Source organism: Staphylococcus sp. GDX8P54P (assembly GCF_017893165.1).
Lineage (GTDB): Bacteria > Bacillota > Bacilli > Staphylococcales > Staphylococcaceae > Staphylococcus > Staphylococcus borealis.
Genome location: NZ_JAESMM010000047.1, coordinates 24621 through 45762 on the forward strand (window position 1 = coordinate 24621; position 21142 = coordinate 45762).

Genomic DNA, 21142 nt, shown 5'->3' on the forward strand with positions numbered 1-21142 from the left:
TATTCAATGTGAATGCATCAAATTGTATCCCACGTCTAACGTTATAGCCTTATAGATGAGTGATTGCACCAAATAATGCGGCATGGTTTTCTGTTTGAGTGGTTTGTAACTTAGCAATGCCGTAATCAGAAGGTAGATAGTGGTGGATTTTAGGTTCGATGTATTTAAGTAATGTGTCACCTTGAGATGAAATACCACCACCTATCAGAATAAGACTTGGATCATACATAATTTGAATTTGTGCGATACCTTCAGCAACATAATGACTCCATTGATCAAGAATGTGAATAGCATCTTGATGATCCTTTTCAGCTAAATCAAATAACTTAGGTACGTCGGTGCCGTGTTCAAACTGATGTACCGTCATTAGGGCTTTAAGTGCGGAAGTTGAGGCACGTTGCTCGAATGTTTTACCATCTTCTTGTCGATACAATAAATAACCAATTTCATTGGCGCGATGACGTGACCCTTGATATATACCAAGTGTTGAATTATAAAATGCACCCCCAATACCAGTGCCTAAAGTTAAACAAAAAATATTATCCTCTTCATAATGGTGGAGTTTGAGTTCCCCTAATAATGCAGCATCCACATCATTATAGACAGCGATATCAGACGATAAATCTTTAAAGACCTCGAAGAATTGCGTACCGTCGTAATTTGGAATGGTCGGACCGGTATAAATAATTTGTCCTAAATCCGAATCAACGACGCCAGCACTTGAAATGCCAATAAATGGATTGTTAAGTTGATATTGGCTAATAAACCCTTCTACCAATTCATACGCTTTATCTACTATACGTACATTTATATTGTCTGGCGTTTTAATCTTTTGATAATCAATCATTTCTAAATCATCATTAATGACTGCTACTTTAATATTTGTTCCACCTATATCTACAGCTATTTTATACATTGAGGTACCTCCTTATTCGTCTTTATTATAACGACACTTCAAATCGAAGTAAGCGTCATCCCTCCTTTTGAAAAATATTTTCACTAATTTTAGAATATTTTGTTAAATCTTTTCAAAAGTAGTTGTTTAAGAAAATGATAGCGTTTACAATTCGAAGTGTAAATAGAAATTTATTGTAATTGAATTTATCTCAAAGTTTATAAAAATGAATTTGAATAAAAATTGGTTTGGAGGAACGTGACATGGAAGATAAATTAAAAGGTTTATATGCCGCATTACTTGTACCATTTGATGAACATGGCCAAGTCAAAGAAGAAGGGCTCAAACAAATCGCCAAAAATGCGATTGAAACTGAAAAACTCGATGGCTTATATGTGAATGGTAGTTCTGGAGAAAATTTCTTAATTAGTAAAGAACAAAAGAAACAAATCTTTAAAGTTGTGAAAGAAACTGTTGGAGACGATGTGAACTTAATTGCGCAAATTGGCTCATTAGATTTAAATGAAGCGATTGAACTAGGGAAATATGCAACTGAATTAGGTTATGATGCATTATCAGCAGTTACACCATTCTATTATCCATTCTCATTTGAAGAAATTAAGCAATACTATTTCGATATTATCGAAGCAACGCAAAACAATATGATTATTTATGCAATCCCTGACTTAACAGGTGTCAATATCAGTATTGAACAATTTGGCGAGCTATTTAACCATGAGAAAGTTGTTGGCGTGAAATACACTGCACCTAATTTCTTCTTATTAGAACGAATTCGTAAAGCATTCCCTAATAAGCTCATATTATCAGGATTTGATGAAATGTTAGTTCAAGCCACAATCTCAGGTGTCGATGGGGCGATTGGTTCTACATACAATGTGAATGGTCGCCGTGCACGACAAATTTTTGATTTAGCACGTGAAGGTAAAATTGCTGAAGCCTATCAAATACAACACGATTCAAATGACATCATTGAAACAGTATTAGGTATGGGCATTTATCCAACATTAAAAGAAATATTAAAGTCTCGTGGTATCGATGGCGGCTTACCTAAACGTCCATTCAAACCATTTGATGAAACACATCGTGACGCATTAGACACTTTAATTAAGCAATATGATTTATAAGCAAACTGAGACGATTTAACAACAGAATATGAAGCACAAGGGGTGTTGATTATGCATCAAGTAGGTTTTGGGGCATGGAATTGGGTAGCTGTTATTGGTTATCTAGTCATTATGTTATTAATTGGAGCGTATTTTACTAAAAGAGCTGGTAAAGATACGGATAGTTTCTTCACGGCAAGTGGTCGCTTACCTTCATGGGCCATTGGTTTCTCAATTTATGCGACAACATTAAGTGCCATTACCTTTATGTCTACACCAGAAAAAGCATTTTTAACGGATTGGGCATACATAGCTGGTAATATTGCGATTGTCGCAATTATTCCAATTTTAATTGCTTTTTATGTACCATTCTTTAAAAAGTTACGTGTAACATCAGCGTACGAATATTTAGAAGCACGATTTGGTCCAAGTATTCGTGTCATTGGATCATTATTATTTGTCATCTTTCATTTGGGACGCATCGCTATCGTAATTTATTTACCGACACTAGCCATTACAGCAGTATCTGATATGAATCCATATATCGTAGCTAGTTTAGTAGGGATTTTATGTATTCTTTATACGTTTTTAGGTGGATTCGAGGGCGTTGTATGGAGTGACTTTATTCAAGGCGTTATCTTACTTGGCGGGGCATTATTGATTATTATCATCGGTGCTTTTGAAATTAAAGGTGGTTTAGGCACCATTGTTAGTGACGCAATCGCCAACAAGAAAATTATTAGTGCAGATAACTGGAAATTGAATTCAGCAGCGGCTGCGATTCCAATCATTTTCCTTGGAAATATCTTTAACAACTTACACCAATATACTGCGAGTCAGGATGTTGTTCAACGTTATCAAGCATCAGATTCAATGGACGAAACGAAGAAATCATTATGGACCAATGGTGTATTAGCGTTAATCTCTGCACCTATCTTCTATGGTATGGGAACAATGATGTATTCATTCTATCAACATGAACAAGTCTTACCTAAAGGATTCAATACATCATCAATCGTGCCGTACTTTATTCTAACTGAAATGCCACCATTTGTAGGTGGGTTATTGATTGCTGCTATATTTGCAGCTGCACAATCAACGATTTCATCAAGCTTGAACTCAATTTCAGCATGTATTTCGGAAGATATTAAACACCGCTTCTTTGGAAAAGGGGCAGACAAAGCAGAAGTTAACTTCGCACGATTAGTCATTGTTGTGGCAGGCTTATTAAGTTATGGTATTTCAATATACTTAATTGCTGCTGATTCGAATAACTTATGGGATTTATTCTTATTAATCACTGGATTATTTGGTGTACCACTGGCTGGTATCTTTGCAGTAGGTATCTTTACGAAGCGTGCCAACACATTTGGCGTCTTAGTAGGTTTAGTTACAGGCGTAGTGATCGCATACTTACTCAATGGTGTTGGAGGCGGAAACTCACCATTCTATGTATCAATTATTTCTTTCGTCGTGGCCTTCGTCTTTGGCTACTTAGTAAGTCTGGTTGTACCAGCTAAAAATGCGAAAGATATTACTGGATTAACAATCTTCGATAAAGATAAACCATCAACATATATCTCTAAAGTAGTAGAGAAAAAATAATATTTTGCATGCGAGTTGGACAACAGGTTTGTTCGACTCGTATTTTATGCCATTAACATTGTGCTAATATAAAGATGATTATAAGAAAATAGAGGTATCATCATGAAATTATTAAAGATTATAGGTATGTTTATTCTAGCACTACTAATCATGAGCATTACGCAAGGCATTGCATCCATCTTTAGTGACTTAATTCCATTTTTAGGTATAGGCGCTATTCTACAAGGATTATTATATGTTATCTTTGCATTTCTCGTTATTCGATTATTCATAATGCGTGTATTTAAAGATCATTTAAAAGCGTATCGTATTACGAAACCTAAATTTAATATCATCTATGTGGTATTAGGTATAGGCTTACCAGTAGCAGTTTATGCGGTATATTTCATCTTTGTACCAGGTGATTTCATCGTACATCATTTTAGTACTTTGAATGATACATTGCACACGTTTTTCTGGTCTATCTTTGTAACAGCCATTGGTGGCGCAATCGTTGAAGAAATGGTATGCAGAGGTTTCTTGATGGGATATGTTGAGAAGAAGACGAATATCAACGTTGCCATTATTTCCACGGCAATCTTTTTTGGTGCCATTCATTTGTTAAACGGTGGACTAAATGTAACTAGTTTCTTCTTATTATTAATTAGTGGTTCATTAGTAGGTATTATGTTTGGTTTAGCGACTTATACATTCAATACCATTTGGGCAAGCATTACGTTACATTTTTGCTGGAATTTATCCCAAATTGTATTCATCACTGAAAAGGAAAGCCAGTATAGCATATGGCAGTATGTCGTACATACTAAGAACATAGCTATAACAGGCAATCAATTTGGTTATGAAGCATCAGTGATATCCATCGCTGGATATGTATGCGTTATTCTAATTTTACTAACAATTAAGCGAAAGCAAGCATAAGGGAGTGGGACATAAAAAAATAATCAAATGCCTAATAAAGCATATGAACAATACACTAAAAAGATAAGTAATTATATGATAGCAACATATCAAACAAATCAACGTGCGTTAAATTTAGATGAAGATGCATCGTTAAAAAATATTCTTGATGTCAATAAAGATAAGGTGATTGCGAATGGTCGAGAACAAGCCGAAATTGAGAAATTCTTGAAAGAGAAAAACATTAAAACCATTGCATTTGATAAATAAGAAAAAGCAGGACTTCAATGGAATGAAGTCCTGCTTTTTCTGTGTAAAGAATCATTTCTAAATTAAGAAAGATTTAAGATTAAAGAGCGACATTATTTGTTATGGTAGAACTAGCTTCAGACACTTATGTTTAACTAAAAAGTACCATGAAATAACTTACTAAAATCATGATGCCACTCACACCGTTATGAATCATGTGAACCATCATACTATCTCTAACGTTACCACGACGATGGTAAGCAAGATAGAATATCATGCCCATCATCGTATACATTAGAACAGCTACCCAATTTGAAATACCATGCTGAGAAGCAAAGATAAGGGATGATAAAATCAATGGTAACCAGAATCGTGTACGTTTAAATAATGTTTCTTTGAAGATGCCACGATAAACAAGTTCTTCTAAATAAGGTGCTACAAATGTAATCGTAAGTACGAAGATAATGAGCGGAAAGACTTGCCCTAATTGATCAGGTGTTGGTTTAGCCGCATTCATATCACCTAATAACATTTTGTCATTTTGTGTTTGCATCGAACCTGTAGCAAATAACATTAAATATGACATACCTATAACGATGATTCTAAGAAGTACGGCCCAACCAATGTTAATCGCAATCGCTTTGCCTGTGAGTTTTTTAGGTTCTTCATACGTATGACGTTTATAATAGCCTCTAACAAGCCATATCACTATAGCAGCGATTAATAAATAAATGATGGTTACTAATGTACCAGTCAATGTATCTATATAAATAGAAAAGCTATAGATAAACATGATACTAGCTATCGGAATTTGAATCAGTAACATCCAGCCTATGAAAATGAGGGCACGCACAAACTTATTACCAGTTGGACGACGTTCTTCAATATGTATATGCTCCTTAGATGTCAAAGCTTCATTTGAGGAAGTGGTTACATTAGCATTTGTATTCAGATTCTGTTGATTCGTCATAATAAGCCCACCTTTGTCTAGAAATATAAAATCTTGAAAATGAATACTTCTATTTAAATGTAACATATATTTGACATCTATTGTAGGTCACTTCATAAAAATGCGTTATCTTAACTAAAAATTAACATTTCGAATTATATGTTTAGGAGGCTAACTATGTCTAAAGATGAAATGTCACATGACCATATAACAGGAGATTTCCAAATTTCTCAAAAACCTTATTGGAAGTTGCTATTACAATCTCTATTTTTAATTTGTATTTTATTTGTTGCCGAATCAATGGTTATATTTTTAGTAGAGAAGCCAAAATATTTTTGGATTGCTATTGTAGGGGTCATTATTGCATTTCTAATTTTAAAATTAAGTAAGTTGAAGCTATTTGAATTTAGTCGAATTACTAAAAAGCAATGGCTAATCATTATCATTGGATTCATTCTTGCCAATGGTGCAGATTATATTTATTTTGAATTCATGCCTACAACAGGGAATGAAAAGGAGTTAGAGGAAAGTTACCGCAATGTACCACTGTATTTACAACTCATTGCGATAGGTATTTTAGGTCCTATCTTAGAAGAAATTATATTTAGAGGATTGTTAATTAAAGGTATCTTTAGAGGTGCGCCTATAGTTGGTGGCATAGTATCTGTTATTTTATTCGCTGGCGCTCATGGCCCAAGCAACATAGGTGAATGGTTTATTTACGGCTTTTCAGGTTTCATTTTCGTTATTGCCTATTTAACAACAAAACGGCTCGAAATACCTATTATCATACACATGCTTGGTAATATATTAGCTACATTTCAAAATTATTTTTGGTAGAAATACTTTAATTACATAGTATATACGCAATAAAAAGCAATGCCTAAGTTTTGATAGGCATTGCTTTTTAACTTAAATATGCTCGATTTTTAAGTGTTTACCAGGAAGGCTGTCTAATAAATAAGGATCATGTGTAATCATAATAAGCTGTAACGTATTCAAATTTCGTAACATTTGAATAATGATGTCTTCATTGATCACATCAAGATTCGTTGTAGCTTCATCCAAAATTAATATCTCAGGTTCAACGAGTAGGGCTTTCGCAATCCACAAGCGTTGAAATTGTCCGCCACTCAAAGTGCACACTTTTTTAGATAATAAACGTTTGTCGAGTTGACATTGTTCGATGACACTTAAAATCTTATCGTCATGTAGACGTTTAGGAATATTAAAGTGCTTTAAAGGTTGTTTCAAAACCCATGAAACAGTTTTTTTAGGATCTAATGTATTGGCATTATATTGCGGAACGTATTGAATATGTTTCATCCAGTCGTGACGTGACACGTGTCCGAGTGTCATCTCTTTATAGCTTATGATACCTTCATAACGATCATCCAAACCAGCAATGATTTGTGCGAGTGTCGACTTACCGCTCCCACTTGTACCACTAATAATTAAATGATCATCATTTTTAAGTTCGAAATTAAAGTTTTTAAAAATTTGCTTTTCAGAAAATGTTTTATTCAAAGATTTAATCTGCAACATATCGATATCTCCTATGTGCCAATTCAATTAATTGTTGAGTGTATGGGTGTTTAGGGTTCTCTAAAATCTCTTCAGCCTTGCCACTTTCAATTATTTGTCCGTTACGCATCACACTAATATGTGTTGCGTAATTCATCACTAAACTTAAGTCATGCGTGATAAATAAGAGTGTCATATGATGTGCTTCGACAACATGATGTAATAATTTCATTAAGTGATTGCGATTGTCAAAATCTAATGCGCTAGTTGGTTCATCTACAATCAAGAATTCGGCTTCTCTTACAATTGACATCACTAACGCAATACGTTGTGCCATACCACCACTCAATTGAAAAGGATAGTCATGAAGTAAAGCTTCTGGATGCTCTAAACCTAAATGTCTAAATTGGCGGCATACAAATTCATGTTGTTGCTGTCGAGACCATTGCGTATGCAATGCATCAAACAGGGCATCAAAATGCTTTTGGATACGTACGTTTTGGAAGAAATTACTATTGGTATCTTGGAACATGGCATCTGTATTATTTAAATCAATATCGATTTGACCTTGATATTTTAAATGTGGAGGGCACATATTCAAAGCCGTCCGTGCTAGTAAAGATTTCCCACTGCCACTCTCCCCAACTAAACAATGAAAGCTACCTTCTGTGACATTAAAATCGATATCTTTCAATAATACTTGATGGCCATCATAAACGGAGACATTGTTCAACTTTAATAACGTGTTTAACGTGTGTATCGACGATTGAGTATTTGACATATGAGCGCGAAACCTCCTAACAATAGTCCTGGAAAGAAGAATAACCAAGGCGCTGAGTAAAAGTAACTCTTACCGTCATAGAGTATTGCACCTAATTCGGGCAACGGCGGTTTTACGCCTAATCCAATAAAAGCTAATCCAGAAATACTAAGCATTAATTTACCAAAATCTGCAGTGATTAATGCAGTTACGTTACGTATAAGGTGTGGAACAATGTGGTGTATCGTTGTTTGTGTCTTCGTAAGACCACTCAAAGATGCGAATTTAACAAATGGTCGCGTTTGTACATCACGTGCCAAATTTCTAAAGTAACGTAAGTAGCGTCCTAACCAGCCAATCATCAAGGCTAGGCATAAACCGATAATTGAGTTATTGATAAAACCTAATACCACAAGGGCGATAATAATAGATGGTAAGGCAATCAACATATCGGCAAGTGCCATTAATAACGCATCCAGCCAACGACCAATCAGTGCAGCTGCTAGTCCTAATACAAGGCCTAATACCACGGTGCCAAAAATAATAAGCGTTGTTAAACCGAGTGTAACCATACTGCCTACAAATAAGCGTGTGAAGAAATCACGACCTAAATGATCAGTACCTAACAGGTGGTGCAGACTCGGCGGCAATAGTGCCTCAGATTGATGAATCATATTTGCTTTATCATAGAGCAGTGTAGCAAGTATGACTAAAATAACTGCCACGATAGGCCATATCCAATGTTTAATCTTCATATGTAATTCGGCCTCCTGACTTTCTTGACAATCTTAGACGTGGATCACTCTTCTCAAGTAAAACATCGCCGAAGAAATTAAGCACCATTATAAAAGTAATAATCATCATTAAAATGCCTAAAATCACAGGATAGTCACGCAAATTAATGCTATTGATGAGTAATTTACCTAATCCAGAAATACTAAATATGACTTCTAAAATGATCACACGACTAAATAAATGAATAAAATTATTAATGGTAATCGTCATGAGTGGCGCTAATATTTCTTTTACCTGTACGTAAATACGATCCTTTAATTTGTACCGACGCAATTGGGCTAATTGGAAAGGTTGACTTTGTAAGGTGCTCTCAAAAAGGTGACTGCTTAATAGCAACATATGACTACCTTCTACAAGAACGAGTATAACAATTGGAAGAACAAAGTATTCCCAACTATTACTTCCTACAAAGGGGAACAGATGCCATTTCACACCAAAGTAATAAATGAAAATAATAGCTAGCCAATATTCTGGTAATGATGTTATCACTTGAGCAATACGAGTTAATACGACTGACCAATTTTGTCGTGGATGATTGCCACATAGATAACCGATGACGTAACTAATAGGAAACAGTATGATAGCTGAACCAATAATTAGTTTAATCGTTGGTGTAATTGCCTGGGAAATACGATCTGTTACAGGTTCACCATTGCTAAAACTCATACCAAGATCGCCTGTGAAGACATTACCTAACCATTGTACATAGCGAACAGGCATTGCCTGGCTTAAGCCGAGTTTATCTTGAGCCATTTTGATACGTTCAGGTGTAATTTGAGCGACACCATGTTCTTGTAAGTATTGAACGGCAGGATTGCCAGTTGTGTTCTCCAAAAGAAGAAAGAGCACAAAAGAAATAATGATTAAATAAATGAGTAGTCGGATGAAATGTTTTACGATGTTAGTCATTATTTGACACCTTCAACTTATCATAATTTAGCGGTGCATCTGTTTGACCTGAGAACTCGAAATGCTTGATTTTAGGACTGGTTACAAATGTCTCATTAGGATAGGAAATTGGGACAATGAGATATTGTCGGTCAATATAAGATGATAGCTTATCAAACGCATGTTGTCGGTCACGCATATTGATGATCGTCGGGAATTGATGAATCATAGATGTTAAAGTGGCATCGTCTGCAAACACACCGGGACGCGTACCATCTTGTTTAAATCGTGCATTCAAGAAATTGTATGGCATTAATGCATTCGTATATGTTCGATAATAAATGAGGTCAAAATCTTTACGCACCGTTAATGTTTCATAATATGTTTGTGAATCTAAAATATTAATATCGAGTTTAATACCTACTTTTTTAAGGTCTTGTTGCATAATTTCCGCTTTCGTCTTCCATTCTGGAAATTCATCGGTTTGTAGAGCGAGTTTAAATGACAGTACACGGCCGTCCTTTTCAAAATAACCATCATCGTTTATCTTGTAACCTAAAGAACGGATGAGTGACTGAGATGTTGAAGGGTCGTAATCATGGTCAGACTGATTATTTGAATTGACGTATTGAACATGTTGTTGAAATAGACCTTTCAATTTCTTGTTCGGTGATAAGTCATCTGTGTTAATTGCTTTGCTAATTGCCTCGCGCATCGTCTTGCTTTGTAAACGTTTATGCTGTGGGTTAAATCCCATAAATTGCGTTTCTGTACTTGGCGACGTATGTACAGATAGCGCTTTGTTTCTATGCGACTCTTTTACTTGTTGTGGCGTCATTTGACCTAAGGAACCACCCGTAATATCAATAGAATGACTCTCAATCGCTAAATGTCTTGAATCGCTATCCTCAATCGATTGAAATGTTAGATTGTAGTTAAGGGGATGGCCATTACGGTAATATGTATTTGGTTTGAAGCTCACAGTTTCATTGGTTGAATCTGCAACTTTAAATGGACCTGTGCCGATTGCTTTCTCAAATTTACCAGTTGTCTTGCCATCTTTAACTGCATGTGGACTCATAATGCGGAGCGGTCTAACTTGAGACAACTCATTTAGCACTTGGTTTGATGGCGATTTTAATTCAATCTCAACGGTATGTTTGTCCTTTATTGTGACAGATTTTAATTTATCTAACGTTTCCATAGGATCTGTTGTATCTGTTGCCTTCGCACGTTCAATCGAAAATTTAACAGCCGATGCATCAAATTCAGAACCGTCATTGAATTTTACATTGTGCTTCAAGTGAAAAAGGTAGTGTTTACCATCTTCTGAAACGTCCCATGATGTAGCAAGTCCAGGTTCAATCTTGCCATTTTCACCATAAGTCACGAGCGGTTGATAGATGGCATTGTACACAGGCATAGGGGCATCAAAACCTTGTGCATCAAGTTGTTTTGTATTAAATTCACGGGGGAGCGAGACTTTTACCTCACTGTCATCATTATGATGTTGAGCACAACCACTTAACATAAGCATCGCGCACATAGAGAGCGAATAGCATATGCGCTTTTTCAATGTTTTACCTTCTTTCCATTGTATTCATCATTATTTTTTATAATAGAGTTTAGTTATGAAAAAATATTTTTCCATCAATAGACATTATTATATGATACACCCTATACAAATTCTTTGAAATGATAAATTTGTGAATAGATAAGTGATGATTTTCCAATTTCAAAAATAAGGGAGTGGGACAGAATGCTTTTAAATTCGTTGTCCCACCCCCGCAAGGATGACTAGAACTGAGAAAAGCTTGATTAAAGCGCCTTCTCAGTTCAGTCAGCTACTGCGTATTTGCAAAATAGCTCCATTATATTATTTATGTCTCAGGCTTAATGTGTTTCACCTAATGCAACTTTAGTATCATCTTCTTTAGAAATGGCTTTAATAGCAGCAGTTAAACCTTTCGCTATTGTCTCAATAGACATCGATGGTTTCCCAGATTTATCTGTCACTTGTTCTGGGATAAACGGCACATGAATAAATCCAAATAACAAGCCAGGGTATGATTTATCAGCGAGATAACCTAATTGATATAAGACATGATTACAAACAAAAGTGCCAGCGGTATTCGATAAGCTTGCAGGGACTCCTGCTGATTTAATCGCTTCAGTCATCGTTTTAACCGGTAAGTTTGAGAAGTAGGCAGGTGCCCCATCTTCTTGAATAGCCATATCAATAGGCTGGTTACCTTTGTTGTCAGGAATACGCGCATCGTCGATATTGATGCCTACACGCTCAGGAGTAAGGTCATAACGACCTCCAGCTTGACCAATAGACAAGACCACATCGTAATTGCCTTTAGCCAGTTCCTTATCAATGACGTCTTTAGATTCATGAAAGACAGTTGGAATTTCTGACTTTGTAATGGTATGATTGCCAATTGTGTCCTCTAATTGCTTTACTGCCTCTAATGCAGGATTAATCTTTTCCCCACCAAATGGATCAAATGCTGTAACTAAAATCTTCATTATTCATTTCCTCCTTTGAATTGTTTAAAATGCCCAGAAATACATGAGCGCTATGTGAATCACTATAAGTGCTAAGGCTATAGGTGCTTGAGCCTTAATGACACCAAATTCTTGTTTCATCTCAAGTAGTGCGACAGGTAATGTGTTGAAATTGGCTGCCATTGGTGTTAACAATGTTCCACAGAAACCACCAGTCATGGCAAGTGCACCTGCTATGATTGGATCTCCGCCTTGAGCAATGACGAAAGGAATACCGATACTCGCTGTGATAACTGTAAATGCAGCGAAAGCATTTCCCATAAGCATTGTGAAGAGCACCATACCTAGCACATATGCAATGGCACCAATTAAATGGTTACCCTCAGGTAAAAATGATGAAATGCCTTTAGAAATGACTTGACCTACGCCACTTGCAGTAAAGAGTACGCCTAGTGCTGCTAAGAACTGTGGCAATATACCTGTTGTCCCAACTTGTTGTGTTAATCGGTCACTATCATATAATGTGTAAGATAATTTCGGTTTGATAATGAGTAATGCTGCAATTAAGCCGATAACTGATGAAATACCTAAACCAATTGCACCACCAAGTGGTGTCCAGTTTGATACAACAACAGCTACGACAGCTAGGACAATTGCTGGAATGAAGAGCTTATTTCCATATTTAGCAGAACCTTTTTCAACTTCTTTATCATTGACATCGATAATATTTTTAATTGTAACTTGTCTGAAAAGTGTTAACGCACCCATGGCTAAAACAAGGAGACCATTTATTGCGTCAGGAATGTAAGGCCCGCCTATGAATAAAATAGCTAGAATTGTCCAAAACGCTGCCGTACCTAAACGTTTTGATTTATCTTGTGAACGTAAAGCGCGAAAGGCTGTATATAGGAACTGAAGGCCAATAAGTATGTAAAATATTTCTAAAATATGGTTTAACGTTGTCTCACTCATGATTTTTCACCTCATTATGTCCATATTTTTTATTAAAGTAACGATCAAGTAAAATATTCTTAATCCAAACTAAGATAAGTGTGATGATGGCGATAGGAATTGAAGCAAGTACTAAACTCACTGCATTCACTTTGATATCTAGAGATTGGAAAGTCCCAACCATTAACAAGACGCCTGCAGCACCAACAAATAAGTTTTGACCGAAGAAATTACCATAGTTTTCCATGGCAGATGCTTCAGCTTTTAATTTTTCAATATCTTTTTCATCGATGTCTTTATCAGTAAGATTAAAGCGTGTTCGAAGTGCACCTTGAACCATTGGATTAATTAAAGGTCGAACAAATTGAGGGTGTCCACCGATACGTATAGAAGCTACGCCGGCGATTTCACGAATAATTAAATATAAAGTGAGAAGGCGACCGGTTGTTATTTTCTTAACGTTACTAATGAGTTTAGAAGCTTGTTGCTTCAAACCAAAACGCTCAATTAAACCGACCATAGGAAGTGTAAGCATAAATAAAGTTACAAGACGTTGATCTACAAAGGCTTTTCCAAGTGTTGAAAGTACTTCAACGATATCCATACCGGCAACTAAACCAGTGACCACAGCAGCAATTAAAATAATTGCGATTGTATCAAACTTAAGAATGAAGCCGATGATAATGATTAAAATACCAATCAATTTAATCCATTCCATAAAACCACTCCTTAAAATTAATTCAATTTGTCATTTAATATCTAAAATCTGAGGTTCAAAGTTACAATAACGCTGTAATGAATCTAACTCAGATAAGATAGATAAATGATTAATAGATGTAATTTTCTTAATATTAGCACAACTAAAATTGCTATTAAAGTGAATTTAAAATAAAAAGAATAATATTTTGAGAGTGTATAATTTGTATATTTTATTGTTACGGTGAATCATGCTGAGAAAAGATGATTAACCCTATATACTTTCTCTACATACATGATATAATAACTAAGGTTAAATGAGAACAATTATCATTAATGAGATTGATTATATTATGTAAAGGAAGTGTCAGATGTGAAATCGCATCAAAGTAAGTTTGACGGTAAATTAATCATTGCAGCTAGTTTTGCAGTGTTAACATATTGGTTGTTTGCGCAATCATTTATTAATATTGGCTCAAGCATTCAAAAGACGTTTAGTGCTGCGGATTCAACATTAAATCTATCAATCAGTTTAGTCGCTTTTGTAACTGGTATTTTCATGGTGGGAGCAGGGGATATTGCTGATAAAGTCGGCAACCTTAAAATGACGATATTAGGTTTGATCTTTAGTATCATCGGCTGTCTTAGCTTGATCATTGTGCCAGCAACACCCTTTTTAATTATTGGGCGAATTTTTCAAGGGTTGTCAGCTGCGATACTCTTGCCTTCAACGATTGGTTTAGTTTCAGATAAATTTAAAGGCCAAGATTTGCGAAAAGCCTATAGTTTTATGATGATTGCGACAGTTGGCGGAATTGGATTTTCTTCCTATGTCGGCGGTCTTATTTCTAGTTTATTGAGTTGGCAAATGATCTTTGTAATTTCAATCATTTTATCAGTGATCGCAATCTATATTTTAAGTCGTAGAAAGGAAACGCCACGTTCAGAACGTAATCATCAGCCTTTTGATTATGTAGGTATGATCATCTTTGGTGTCGTCATTGCTTGCTTGATGTTGCTGATGACACAAGGATTTACATATGGTTGGACGAGTCGTTTCACATTATCTGTTGCTGCTATTGGTCTCATTGCCTTAATTGTGTTCTATCTTTTTGAAAAAGGCAAAACCACACCATTTATTGATTTCTCGATTGTAAAAAACCGAGCATTTCTAGGATCAACGATTAATAATTTCGTACTTAACACAGGTGTTGGGACTACAGTTGTCTTCAATGGCTATGCGCAAAAGCAATTTGGCATGAGTGAAGCACAAACAGGGTTAGTCACTGTGCCGTACGTCTTCATGGCGATTGCAATGATTCGTTTAGGTGAAAAAGCAATTCAAAAATATGGTGGTAAAAGCATGTTAATTGCAGGACCATTATTCCCGACAATTGGTATTATTCTAATTAGTTGTACATTCTTATCACCAAGTTGGTATGTTGGTGTTGTAACCTTCGCATTCGTGGTTTGTGCAATTGGTAATGGATTGGTAGCAACACCAGGATTAACGATTGCGGTGTTTAATATGCCAGAAGAAAAAGTGAGCTTTGCGACAGGTTTATATAAGATGGGTGCTACACTTGGGGGCGCCTTTGGTATTGCATTAAATACAACTGTATTTACAGTATGCCAACAGTTCTACTCAGTAGAAATGTCAGCAATGATTTCCTTCTTAGTAGGTGCGATTATTATGGTACTTGGCCTCATTTCGGCATTTATTCTTATCCCTAAAAATGTTAAAGCATAACAAACAAGCGTGACTGTTTACTCAGCCACGCTTATTTTATATTGAACACAAGTGCAACAGTACTTAAGTGAGAAATAAATTCTAGAGATGAATCACGAATATTGTTGCGTGACTCTTGGCGGAAAAGAAAGTGACGAGTGACTACAGGCACGAGCCTTTCCCGCAAGAAAGCGTCGCAACAAATTGAGTAAATATTCATCTGAGATCGCTTTTAAAAAACTATTCATTCACTTTATCGGTCGTCAAACCTTGAGGGATAGGATCGAACATGACTAAGTCCTTGCTATTTAATAAGTCCTCTGTTAATTGTAATTCAGCGATACGATTAGAATTGTAGTATTTTACATATAACGTACGTGACGTTAAGTTAAATACAGTTTGGTATAGCGTATAGTGGAATTCATGTTCAGAAGGGCGAACTGCTCCTTTAGGAATGCTAACGCTATCAAGCATTCTAAAAGCATCCAACACCGCATCATCACCATCGTCAGGCAACATATTACTTACAAGATAAGCTGCTCTTACATAACGTTCAGCTGAGGTATAACCACCTGGTAGTCCAGAGGTACCACTTTCATTGCCAATATATAAATTTTTATAGCGTTTATATTGTGGCTTGTAAGGCGTCACATTCGCATAATTCTTCAAGTTCTCGTAATGCCAATTTAAATCAGGACTATTTGTTAGTACACCAACTGGATTATCATGAACGACAATGCGACCTTCTACAAATGTAATCTCTACAGTACGACCAGTCGCATCAGAAATATGATAGTGTAAAGGTGGTGCTTCATTAATATCATTTAATGTATGTGCGACTACATTGACCTGATCAGCTTGCTCAATTAGTTCGGCAATCGTTTGGTTATATCCAAGTACCCATGTTAATACTTCGGTTTGAGAAATATTGATAAAGCCGTCACGTATGTCATGCGCATAGGATGCATAGCCACGGTTATATTGATTAGAAATCGCAAGACCATGCTCATTTACACCATCTCCGAAAATAAACCCTTCCATATCAGAACCAGCACCAGTGAAACCATACTTCGTTGTCCCTTTATAATCTACACGAGATTCCCAATAGTAGTGACGTGGTTGCACAGCTGGATGACCAGTTAAAGGATAATCATAATCCATCGTACGACCTAAAATAACATCACCGTTTTTAGCTTGAAACGTAAAACCTGTACACATATACAATAGCCTCCATATCCAAAGTGAGAATTATTATCAATTATAAGATGTCTGTTTTTGTTTTTCAATTTTAAAATATTTTCGGAAAAAGAGTCCTAAAATAAAAGTTAATATATACATACTAAAGCAAATAATATAGGCCCAAATAATACCATAATAGTCAACGATCATTGATATAACAAAAGTTCCAATAGCGAAGAAAATACTACTGAATAAATTGTTTAATATGTATGTAGAAGGAAGAATCTCTTTAGGCGTATAACGTTGAACTACCGAATTTAAAGAAATGTAACGCATATCTTCGAAAATGCCCATCAATAATGAAAATAATAAGACAATAATGATTGAATGATGGAGGATAAAGCTTAAATTAATAAATGCTAAGAGCACAGGAACGTAAATAATAATCGGGTAATTGATCTGCGTAAAGAAGCGATCTTTATAATTTATCCATAGGCCTGCAATAATTGTGCCACTAAAGAAAAAGGCATTAATCAGTCCAAACCAATAATCAGGAACGTGTAAATAAGTTCTTGTGTAAGTCAAAATAATTGCTGCAATCCAAATGGTTGTTGCGAATGATTCAAAAATGATAGAAATATTTAGATATAAACTTAGTTTATTGCGATAGTTATCATGGATAACGGTTTTAAAACTATTAAAAATCGTTTCCTTATCTGTTTTATAAACATGACGTTCTGAAAGGCGTAAAATAAAGTAATAGCTTACTATTTCTAGTATTAATGCAAATAAAAATAAGTACTTTGCACCGATAAGACTCATTAAGACACCGCCTAATGCCCAAGTAGACAGTTGAACAATGCTGCTCATCATATTCATCAAAGCGTTAGCAGAAGTGATTGCGTCTTTATTCTCAATAAAAGGAATCATTGAGTTCTTAATAGGATTTGTGAATCCGTCAAAAAGAGCATTGAAGAAAAGCAAAATAAATATAAAAGCAGGGGTCATTTCTATCATTAATAGAATGGCGATGCACGCTAAACTCACTAGTTTAAGAAATTGAAATATAGATAATACTTTCTTCTGAGTAAGGTATTGATAAATATAATTTGAAATAAAACTACTTACAAAAATACCTATAGTAAATATAATCGGAATTAAAGAAGCGGCTGTCGTCTGTGATGTCATGTTATAAACAACTGCAATTAAACCCACTATCGTTAAAATATCACCAGTATTAGCGAATAACTGACTATAAAGTAAATGGTAAAAATCTTTGCTATGCTTTGTCATAGAATCACCACATTTCAGAAGGGATTTTTTACACTATTATAGCATTGGGTAGTTATAAAAAAACGGGATATCAATTGGTGTCTCAGGCTATAAAGATATATTGGTAGTAGTTGACTGAATAAAAAATGCACTTGAATTAGGTTTTTTCAAACCTTGTCATCCTTGACGGTGGGCCCTAGCAAAGAGCATTTTATCAAGCAAATATACAAGTTAAGCAAACTGGGAGCGGGACAAAGAAATACATTTTGAAAAATATGATTTCTGTCCCGCTCCCTAATAAGATTAAGCCTAAAAAATAAGCGCTAGGAGGCAGTGTTTAACTGTCTCCTAACGCTTTTGTTCAGACCTCTATGCGTGTGCGTGTTCTGGTACGTCTTTAAAATTGTCTAAACGACGATTCCATTCTTCATCACTTATATTATTTTTAGCTACATAACGGTTACGTTCATTTTTCGCGCAATCATATGAACATGCGCCAAGATATTTAGCTTCATTTTCTTCTGAAACAAGAATTTGTTTGTTACATTCTGGATTAGCACAGTTAATGTAACGCTCACATGGTGTGCCGTCGAAGTGTTCTTTACCAATCACTGTTTTCTCAACTTGGTTGACGTCTACGCTAATACGTTCATCGAAGACGTACATTTTACCGTCCCAATATTCACCTTTAGTCTCAGGATCTTTACCATACGTTGCAATACCGCCATGCAATTGACCAACATTCTCGAAGCCTTCTTTTACTAACCAGCCTGAGAATTTTTCACAACGGATACCACCTGTACAATACGTTACGATATTTTTACCATCTAATTGGTCTTTATTCTCACGAATCCAATCTGGTAAATCTCTGAAACGTGTAATATCTGGACGGATTGCACCGCGGAAGTGACCTAAATCAAATTCATAGTCATTACGTGCATCTAAGATAACAGTATCTTCATCTTCCAATGCTTCTTTAAATTCACTAGGTGAATAGTATTTACCAGTTGTGACACGTGGATCAACATCGTCCTCTAAACCAAGTGCAACAATTTCATTTCTTGGGCGAACGTGCATTTTTTTGAAAGCATGACCTTCAGCTTCGTCAATTTTGAACGTCATATCTGCGAAACGTTCATCTGCATGCATATGTTCGATATATTGATCTGTATCTTCTTTCGTACCTGATAACGTACCATTGATACCTTCTGTAGACACTAGAATTCGACCTTTTAAGTTGTTTGCTTTACAGAATTCTAAATGCTCAGCAGCAAATGTTTCTGGGTCATCAATCGTTGTGTATTTGTAATATAATAACACTCTATAATCCATTTTCTGATTCTCCTCTAAAAATTATTATTTATCGTAAAGGCAAGCCATATCATTTAATGATTCATTCATTTATCTTTTTATAAAAATCAACATTATATTATTTTATCAAATTTACAATAACTTTCAATATTTCAGTTTTTAAAATAGGGCAATAGACCTATGTTAGAAGTATAATTACTTTTTGAAAACGATTACATGTAGTACGATAAGTAGAAAGTGTATTAAAGGATTATAATGAATGTAAACGATACTTTTCACAAAGGGAGGAAATATTAATAATGACAAATCAATCTTTACCAAAATTAACATATACTGGAGCATCTAAAAGCGCAGTACCAATTATTTCTGAAAGTGAATTACAAACGGTAACGGCAGAACCATGGTTGAAAATTTCAGATGAAGGATTGCAATTAGAAGGTCTCATCTTTGATAAAGATCATAATTTGTTCTTATGTGAAGTATTTGGCGGTAAAATTTTTAAAGTTGATATAAATACAAAAGAAGTTTCAACTGCATTTCAATCAACAAAACAAAATCCAGCTGCAGTCAAAATACATAAAGATGGACGATTATTTACATGTTATTTAGGTGACTTTGAGTCAACAGGCGGCATCTTCGCTACTGATGAACATGGTGAACAGTTTGAAGAAATTATTTCAGAACTCAACACAGAATATTGTATCGATGACATGGTCTTTGATAGTAAAGGTGGCTTCTATTTCACTGATTTCAGAGGGTATTCTACTAACCCTAAAGGTGGCGTCTACTACGTTTCGCCTGACTTCAAGACAGTAACACCAGTCATTCAGAATATTTCAGTAGCTAACGGAGTAGCGTTAAGTACGGATGAAAAAGTACTATGGGTGACAGAAACAACGACAAATCGACTTCATCGTATTCAATTGGAGGACGATGGTGTGACAATTGCACCATTTGGCGCAACGATTCCGTATTACTTTACTGGTCATGAAGGGCCAGACTCAGTATGTATCGATAGTGATGATAATTTATACGTAGCGATGTATGGGCAAGGACGTGTCTTAGTCTTTAATAAACGTGGCTATCCTATTGGTCAAATCTTAATGCCAGGGCGTGATGAAGGTAAAATGTTACGTTCAACACATCCACAATTTATTCCTGGAACAAACCAATTGCTCATTTGTACCAATGACATTGAGAATGGCTCAGAAGGTGGTTCTATGATTTATACCGTTGAAGCCTTTGCGAAAGGTCATGAAAGCTATCAATTTCAGTAAGTAATAAAAACTCAGAAAGATAGTAAATATCAATTATTTTAGAGTAAATAGAACAGTTTTCTATAAATAATCGTGAATTTATTAATTTATATGCTAATGTAGCATTTACTATATCAAAATTTGCAACGTAGAGTGATTTTACACTTTGGTGCTATAATCAAGGCGTCGCTAGCTCTTCCGGCGGTAATTTCGACGGAAGGAGGTGTGATGCCAATGGAGTTAATTTTTTTAACCATCATTGGTCCTGTTATTACAGGATGTATTGTTACGGCTTTTAAATATTGGTTAGACAACCGTAATAGAAAATAAGCGACATCGTCTAACACACCATAAAACCCCTCACTAGCGCAATAGTGAGGGGTTTGGTGTTGCCAATGGAATTAATTTATGAATGTATTATATCACTATGAGTAACTTATTGCAAGTTTAATTCGGCCAGCATAAAAGATTACTAAATAGAGCTTATTTACTAATCAAATGAAACTTTTTTAAATATCCAGTATACTGAAAAAGAATAATAAGACATCCGC

Annotated in this window: 21 protein-coding genes; 8 read left to right on the forward strand and 13 right to left on the reverse strand. The window is 35.4% G+C overall.

Features of this window, described 5'->3' with window-relative positions; translation table 11 throughout:
• Positions 1–49: 49 nt before the first annotated feature.
• Positions 50–916, reverse strand: coding sequence for an ROK family protein (locus tag KA909_RS11805; protein ID WP_193838777.1), 867 nt, complete (start codon positions 914–916; stop codon positions 50–52).
• 242 nt (positions 917–1158) lie between these two features.
• Here KA909_RS11805 and KA909_RS11810 point away from each other — a divergent pair, with 242 nt between their 5' ends.
• The 4 genes from KA909_RS11810 to KA909_RS11825 all read left to right on the forward strand — a co-directional run bounded on the left by KA909_RS11810 (position 1159) and on the right by KA909_RS11825 (position 4791).
• The gene (locus KA909_RS11810; protein ID WP_193838778.1) at positions 1159–2040 is read left to right on the forward strand and encodes an N-acetylneuraminate lyase; all 882 of its coding nucleotides are present in this window, start codon (positions 1159–1161) and stop codon (positions 2038–2040) included.
• A gap of 51 nt (positions 2041–2091) precedes the next feature.
• Complete coding sequence (locus KA909_RS11815) at positions 2092–3624, forward strand: sodium:solute symporter family protein (RefSeq protein WP_193838779.1); 1533 nt, start codon at positions 2092–2094, stop codon at positions 3622–3624.
• 102 nt (positions 3625–3726) lie between these two features.
• Positions 3727–4542, forward strand: coding sequence for a CPBP family intramembrane glutamic endopeptidase (locus tag KA909_RS11820; RefSeq protein WP_193838780.1), 816 nt, complete (start codon positions 3727–3729; stop codon positions 4540–4542).
• Between the two features lie 27 nt (positions 4543–4569).
• Positions 4570–4791 carry a hypothetical protein gene (locus KA909_RS11825; RefSeq protein ID WP_228480654.1) on the forward strand — a complete coding sequence of 74 codons (222 nt, stop codon included), beginning with the start codon at positions 4570–4572 and terminating at the stop codon, positions 4789–4791.
• 130 nt (positions 4792–4921) lie between these two features.
• Here KA909_RS11825 and KA909_RS11830 read toward each other — a convergent pair whose 3' ends face one another.
• Positions 4922–5740 (reverse strand): CPBP family intramembrane glutamic endopeptidase, encoded by an 819-nt coding sequence (locus tag KA909_RS11830; protein WP_193838781.1) that lies wholly within the window; start codon positions 5738–5740, stop codon positions 4922–4924.
• A gap of 156 nt (positions 5741–5896) precedes the next feature.
• Here KA909_RS11830 and KA909_RS11835 point away from each other — a divergent pair, with 156 nt between their 5' ends.
• Positions 5897–6559 carry a CPBP family intramembrane glutamic endopeptidase gene (locus tag KA909_RS11835; protein WP_210130258.1) on the forward strand — a complete coding sequence of 221 codons (663 nt, stop codon included), beginning with the start codon at positions 5897–5899 and terminating at the stop codon, positions 6557–6559.
• A gap of 72 nt (positions 6560–6631) precedes the next feature.
• Here KA909_RS11835 and KA909_RS11840 read toward each other — a convergent pair whose 3' ends face one another.
• From KA909_RS11840 to KA909_RS11875, 8 genes are all read right to left on the reverse strand, one after another.
• Complete coding sequence (locus KA909_RS11840; RefSeq protein ID WP_193838782.1) at positions 6632–7264, reverse strand: ATP-binding cassette domain-containing protein; 633 nt, start codon at positions 7262–7264, stop codon at positions 6632–6634.
• Complete coding sequence (locus KA909_RS11845) at positions 7251–8024, reverse strand: ATP-binding cassette domain-containing protein (protein WP_193838783.1); 774 nt, start codon at positions 8022–8024, stop codon at positions 7251–7253. The genes KA909_RS11840 and KA909_RS11845 overlap by 14 nt, the downstream gene beginning before the upstream one ends.
• Positions 7991–8758, reverse strand: a complete 768-nt coding sequence (locus tag KA909_RS11850) for an ABC transporter permease (RefSeq protein ID WP_193838784.1) — start codon at positions 8756–8758, stop codon at positions 7991–7993. The genes KA909_RS11845 and KA909_RS11850 overlap by 34 nt, the downstream gene beginning before the upstream one ends.
• On the reverse strand, positions 8748–9707 hold the full coding sequence (locus KA909_RS11855) for an ABC transporter permease (protein ID WP_193838785.1): 960 nt from the start codon (positions 9705–9707) through the stop codon (positions 8748–8750). Before KA909_RS11855 ends, KA909_RS11850 begins: the two co-directional genes overlap by 11 nt.
• Positions 9700–11217 carry an ABC transporter substrate-binding protein gene (locus KA909_RS11860; RefSeq protein ID WP_398577034.1) on the reverse strand — a complete coding sequence of 506 codons (1518 nt, stop codon included), beginning with the start codon at positions 11215–11217 and terminating at the stop codon, positions 9700–9702. Before KA909_RS11860 ends, KA909_RS11855 begins: the two co-directional genes overlap by 8 nt.
• 362 nt (positions 11218–11579) lie before the next feature.
• The gene (gene pcp, locus KA909_RS11865; RefSeq protein WP_193838787.1) at positions 11580–12218 is read right to left on the reverse strand and encodes a pyroglutamyl-peptidase I; all 639 of its coding nucleotides are present in this window, start codon (positions 12216–12218) and stop codon (positions 11580–11582) included.
• Positions 12219–12242: 24 nt separating this feature from the next.
• Complete coding sequence (locus KA909_RS11870) at positions 12243–13169, reverse strand: DUF979 domain-containing protein (protein ID WP_193838788.1); 927 nt, start codon at positions 13167–13169, stop codon at positions 12243–12245.
• Positions 13162–13866 (reverse strand): DUF969 domain-containing protein, encoded by a 705-nt coding sequence (locus KA909_RS11875; RefSeq protein WP_193838789.1) that lies wholly within the window; start codon positions 13864–13866, stop codon positions 13162–13164. The genes KA909_RS11870 and KA909_RS11875 overlap by 8 nt, the downstream gene beginning before the upstream one ends.
• Before the next feature lie 351 nt (positions 13867–14217).
• Between KA909_RS11875 and KA909_RS11880 the strand changes: the two genes are divergently transcribed.
• Positions 14218–15594: an MFS transporter gene (locus tag KA909_RS11880; RefSeq protein ID WP_210130259.1), complete on the forward strand. Its 1377-nt coding sequence runs from the start codon at positions 14218–14220 to the stop codon at positions 15592–15594.
• Positions 15595–15813: 219 nt separating this feature from the next.
• Here the strand turns inward: KA909_RS11880 and KA909_RS11885 are convergent, their stop codons facing one another.
• From KA909_RS11885 to trhO, 3 genes are all read right to left on the reverse strand, one after another.
• Positions 15814–16791 (reverse strand): choloylglycine hydrolase family protein, encoded by a 978-nt coding sequence (locus tag KA909_RS11885; protein ID WP_193838791.1) that lies wholly within the window; start codon positions 16789–16791, stop codon positions 15814–15816.
• 36 nt (positions 16792–16827) lie between these two features.
• The gene (locus tag KA909_RS11890; RefSeq protein WP_210130260.1) at positions 16828–18045 is read right to left on the reverse strand and encodes an MFS transporter; all 1218 of its coding nucleotides are present in this window, start codon (positions 18043–18045) and stop codon (positions 16828–16830) included.
• Between the two features lie 348 nt (positions 18046–18393).
• Entirely contained in the window at positions 18394–19356 is a 963-nt protein-coding gene (gene trhO, locus KA909_RS11895; RefSeq protein ID WP_210130261.1) for an oxygen-dependent tRNA uridine(34) hydroxylase TrhO, read from the reverse strand.
• A gap of 278 nt (positions 19357–19634) precedes the next feature.
• Here trhO and KA909_RS11900 point away from each other — a divergent pair, with 278 nt between their 5' ends.
• Positions 19635–20612, forward strand: a complete 978-nt coding sequence (locus KA909_RS11900; RefSeq protein WP_193838793.1) for an SMP-30/gluconolactonase/LRE family protein — start codon at positions 19635–19637, stop codon at positions 20610–20612.
• A gap of 207 nt (positions 20613–20819) precedes the next feature.
• Entirely contained in the window at positions 20820–20921 is a 102-nt protein-coding gene (locus tag KA909_RS11905; protein WP_275126180.1) for a type I toxin-antitoxin system Fst family toxin, read from the forward strand.
• Positions 20922–21142: the final 221 nt, after the last annotated feature.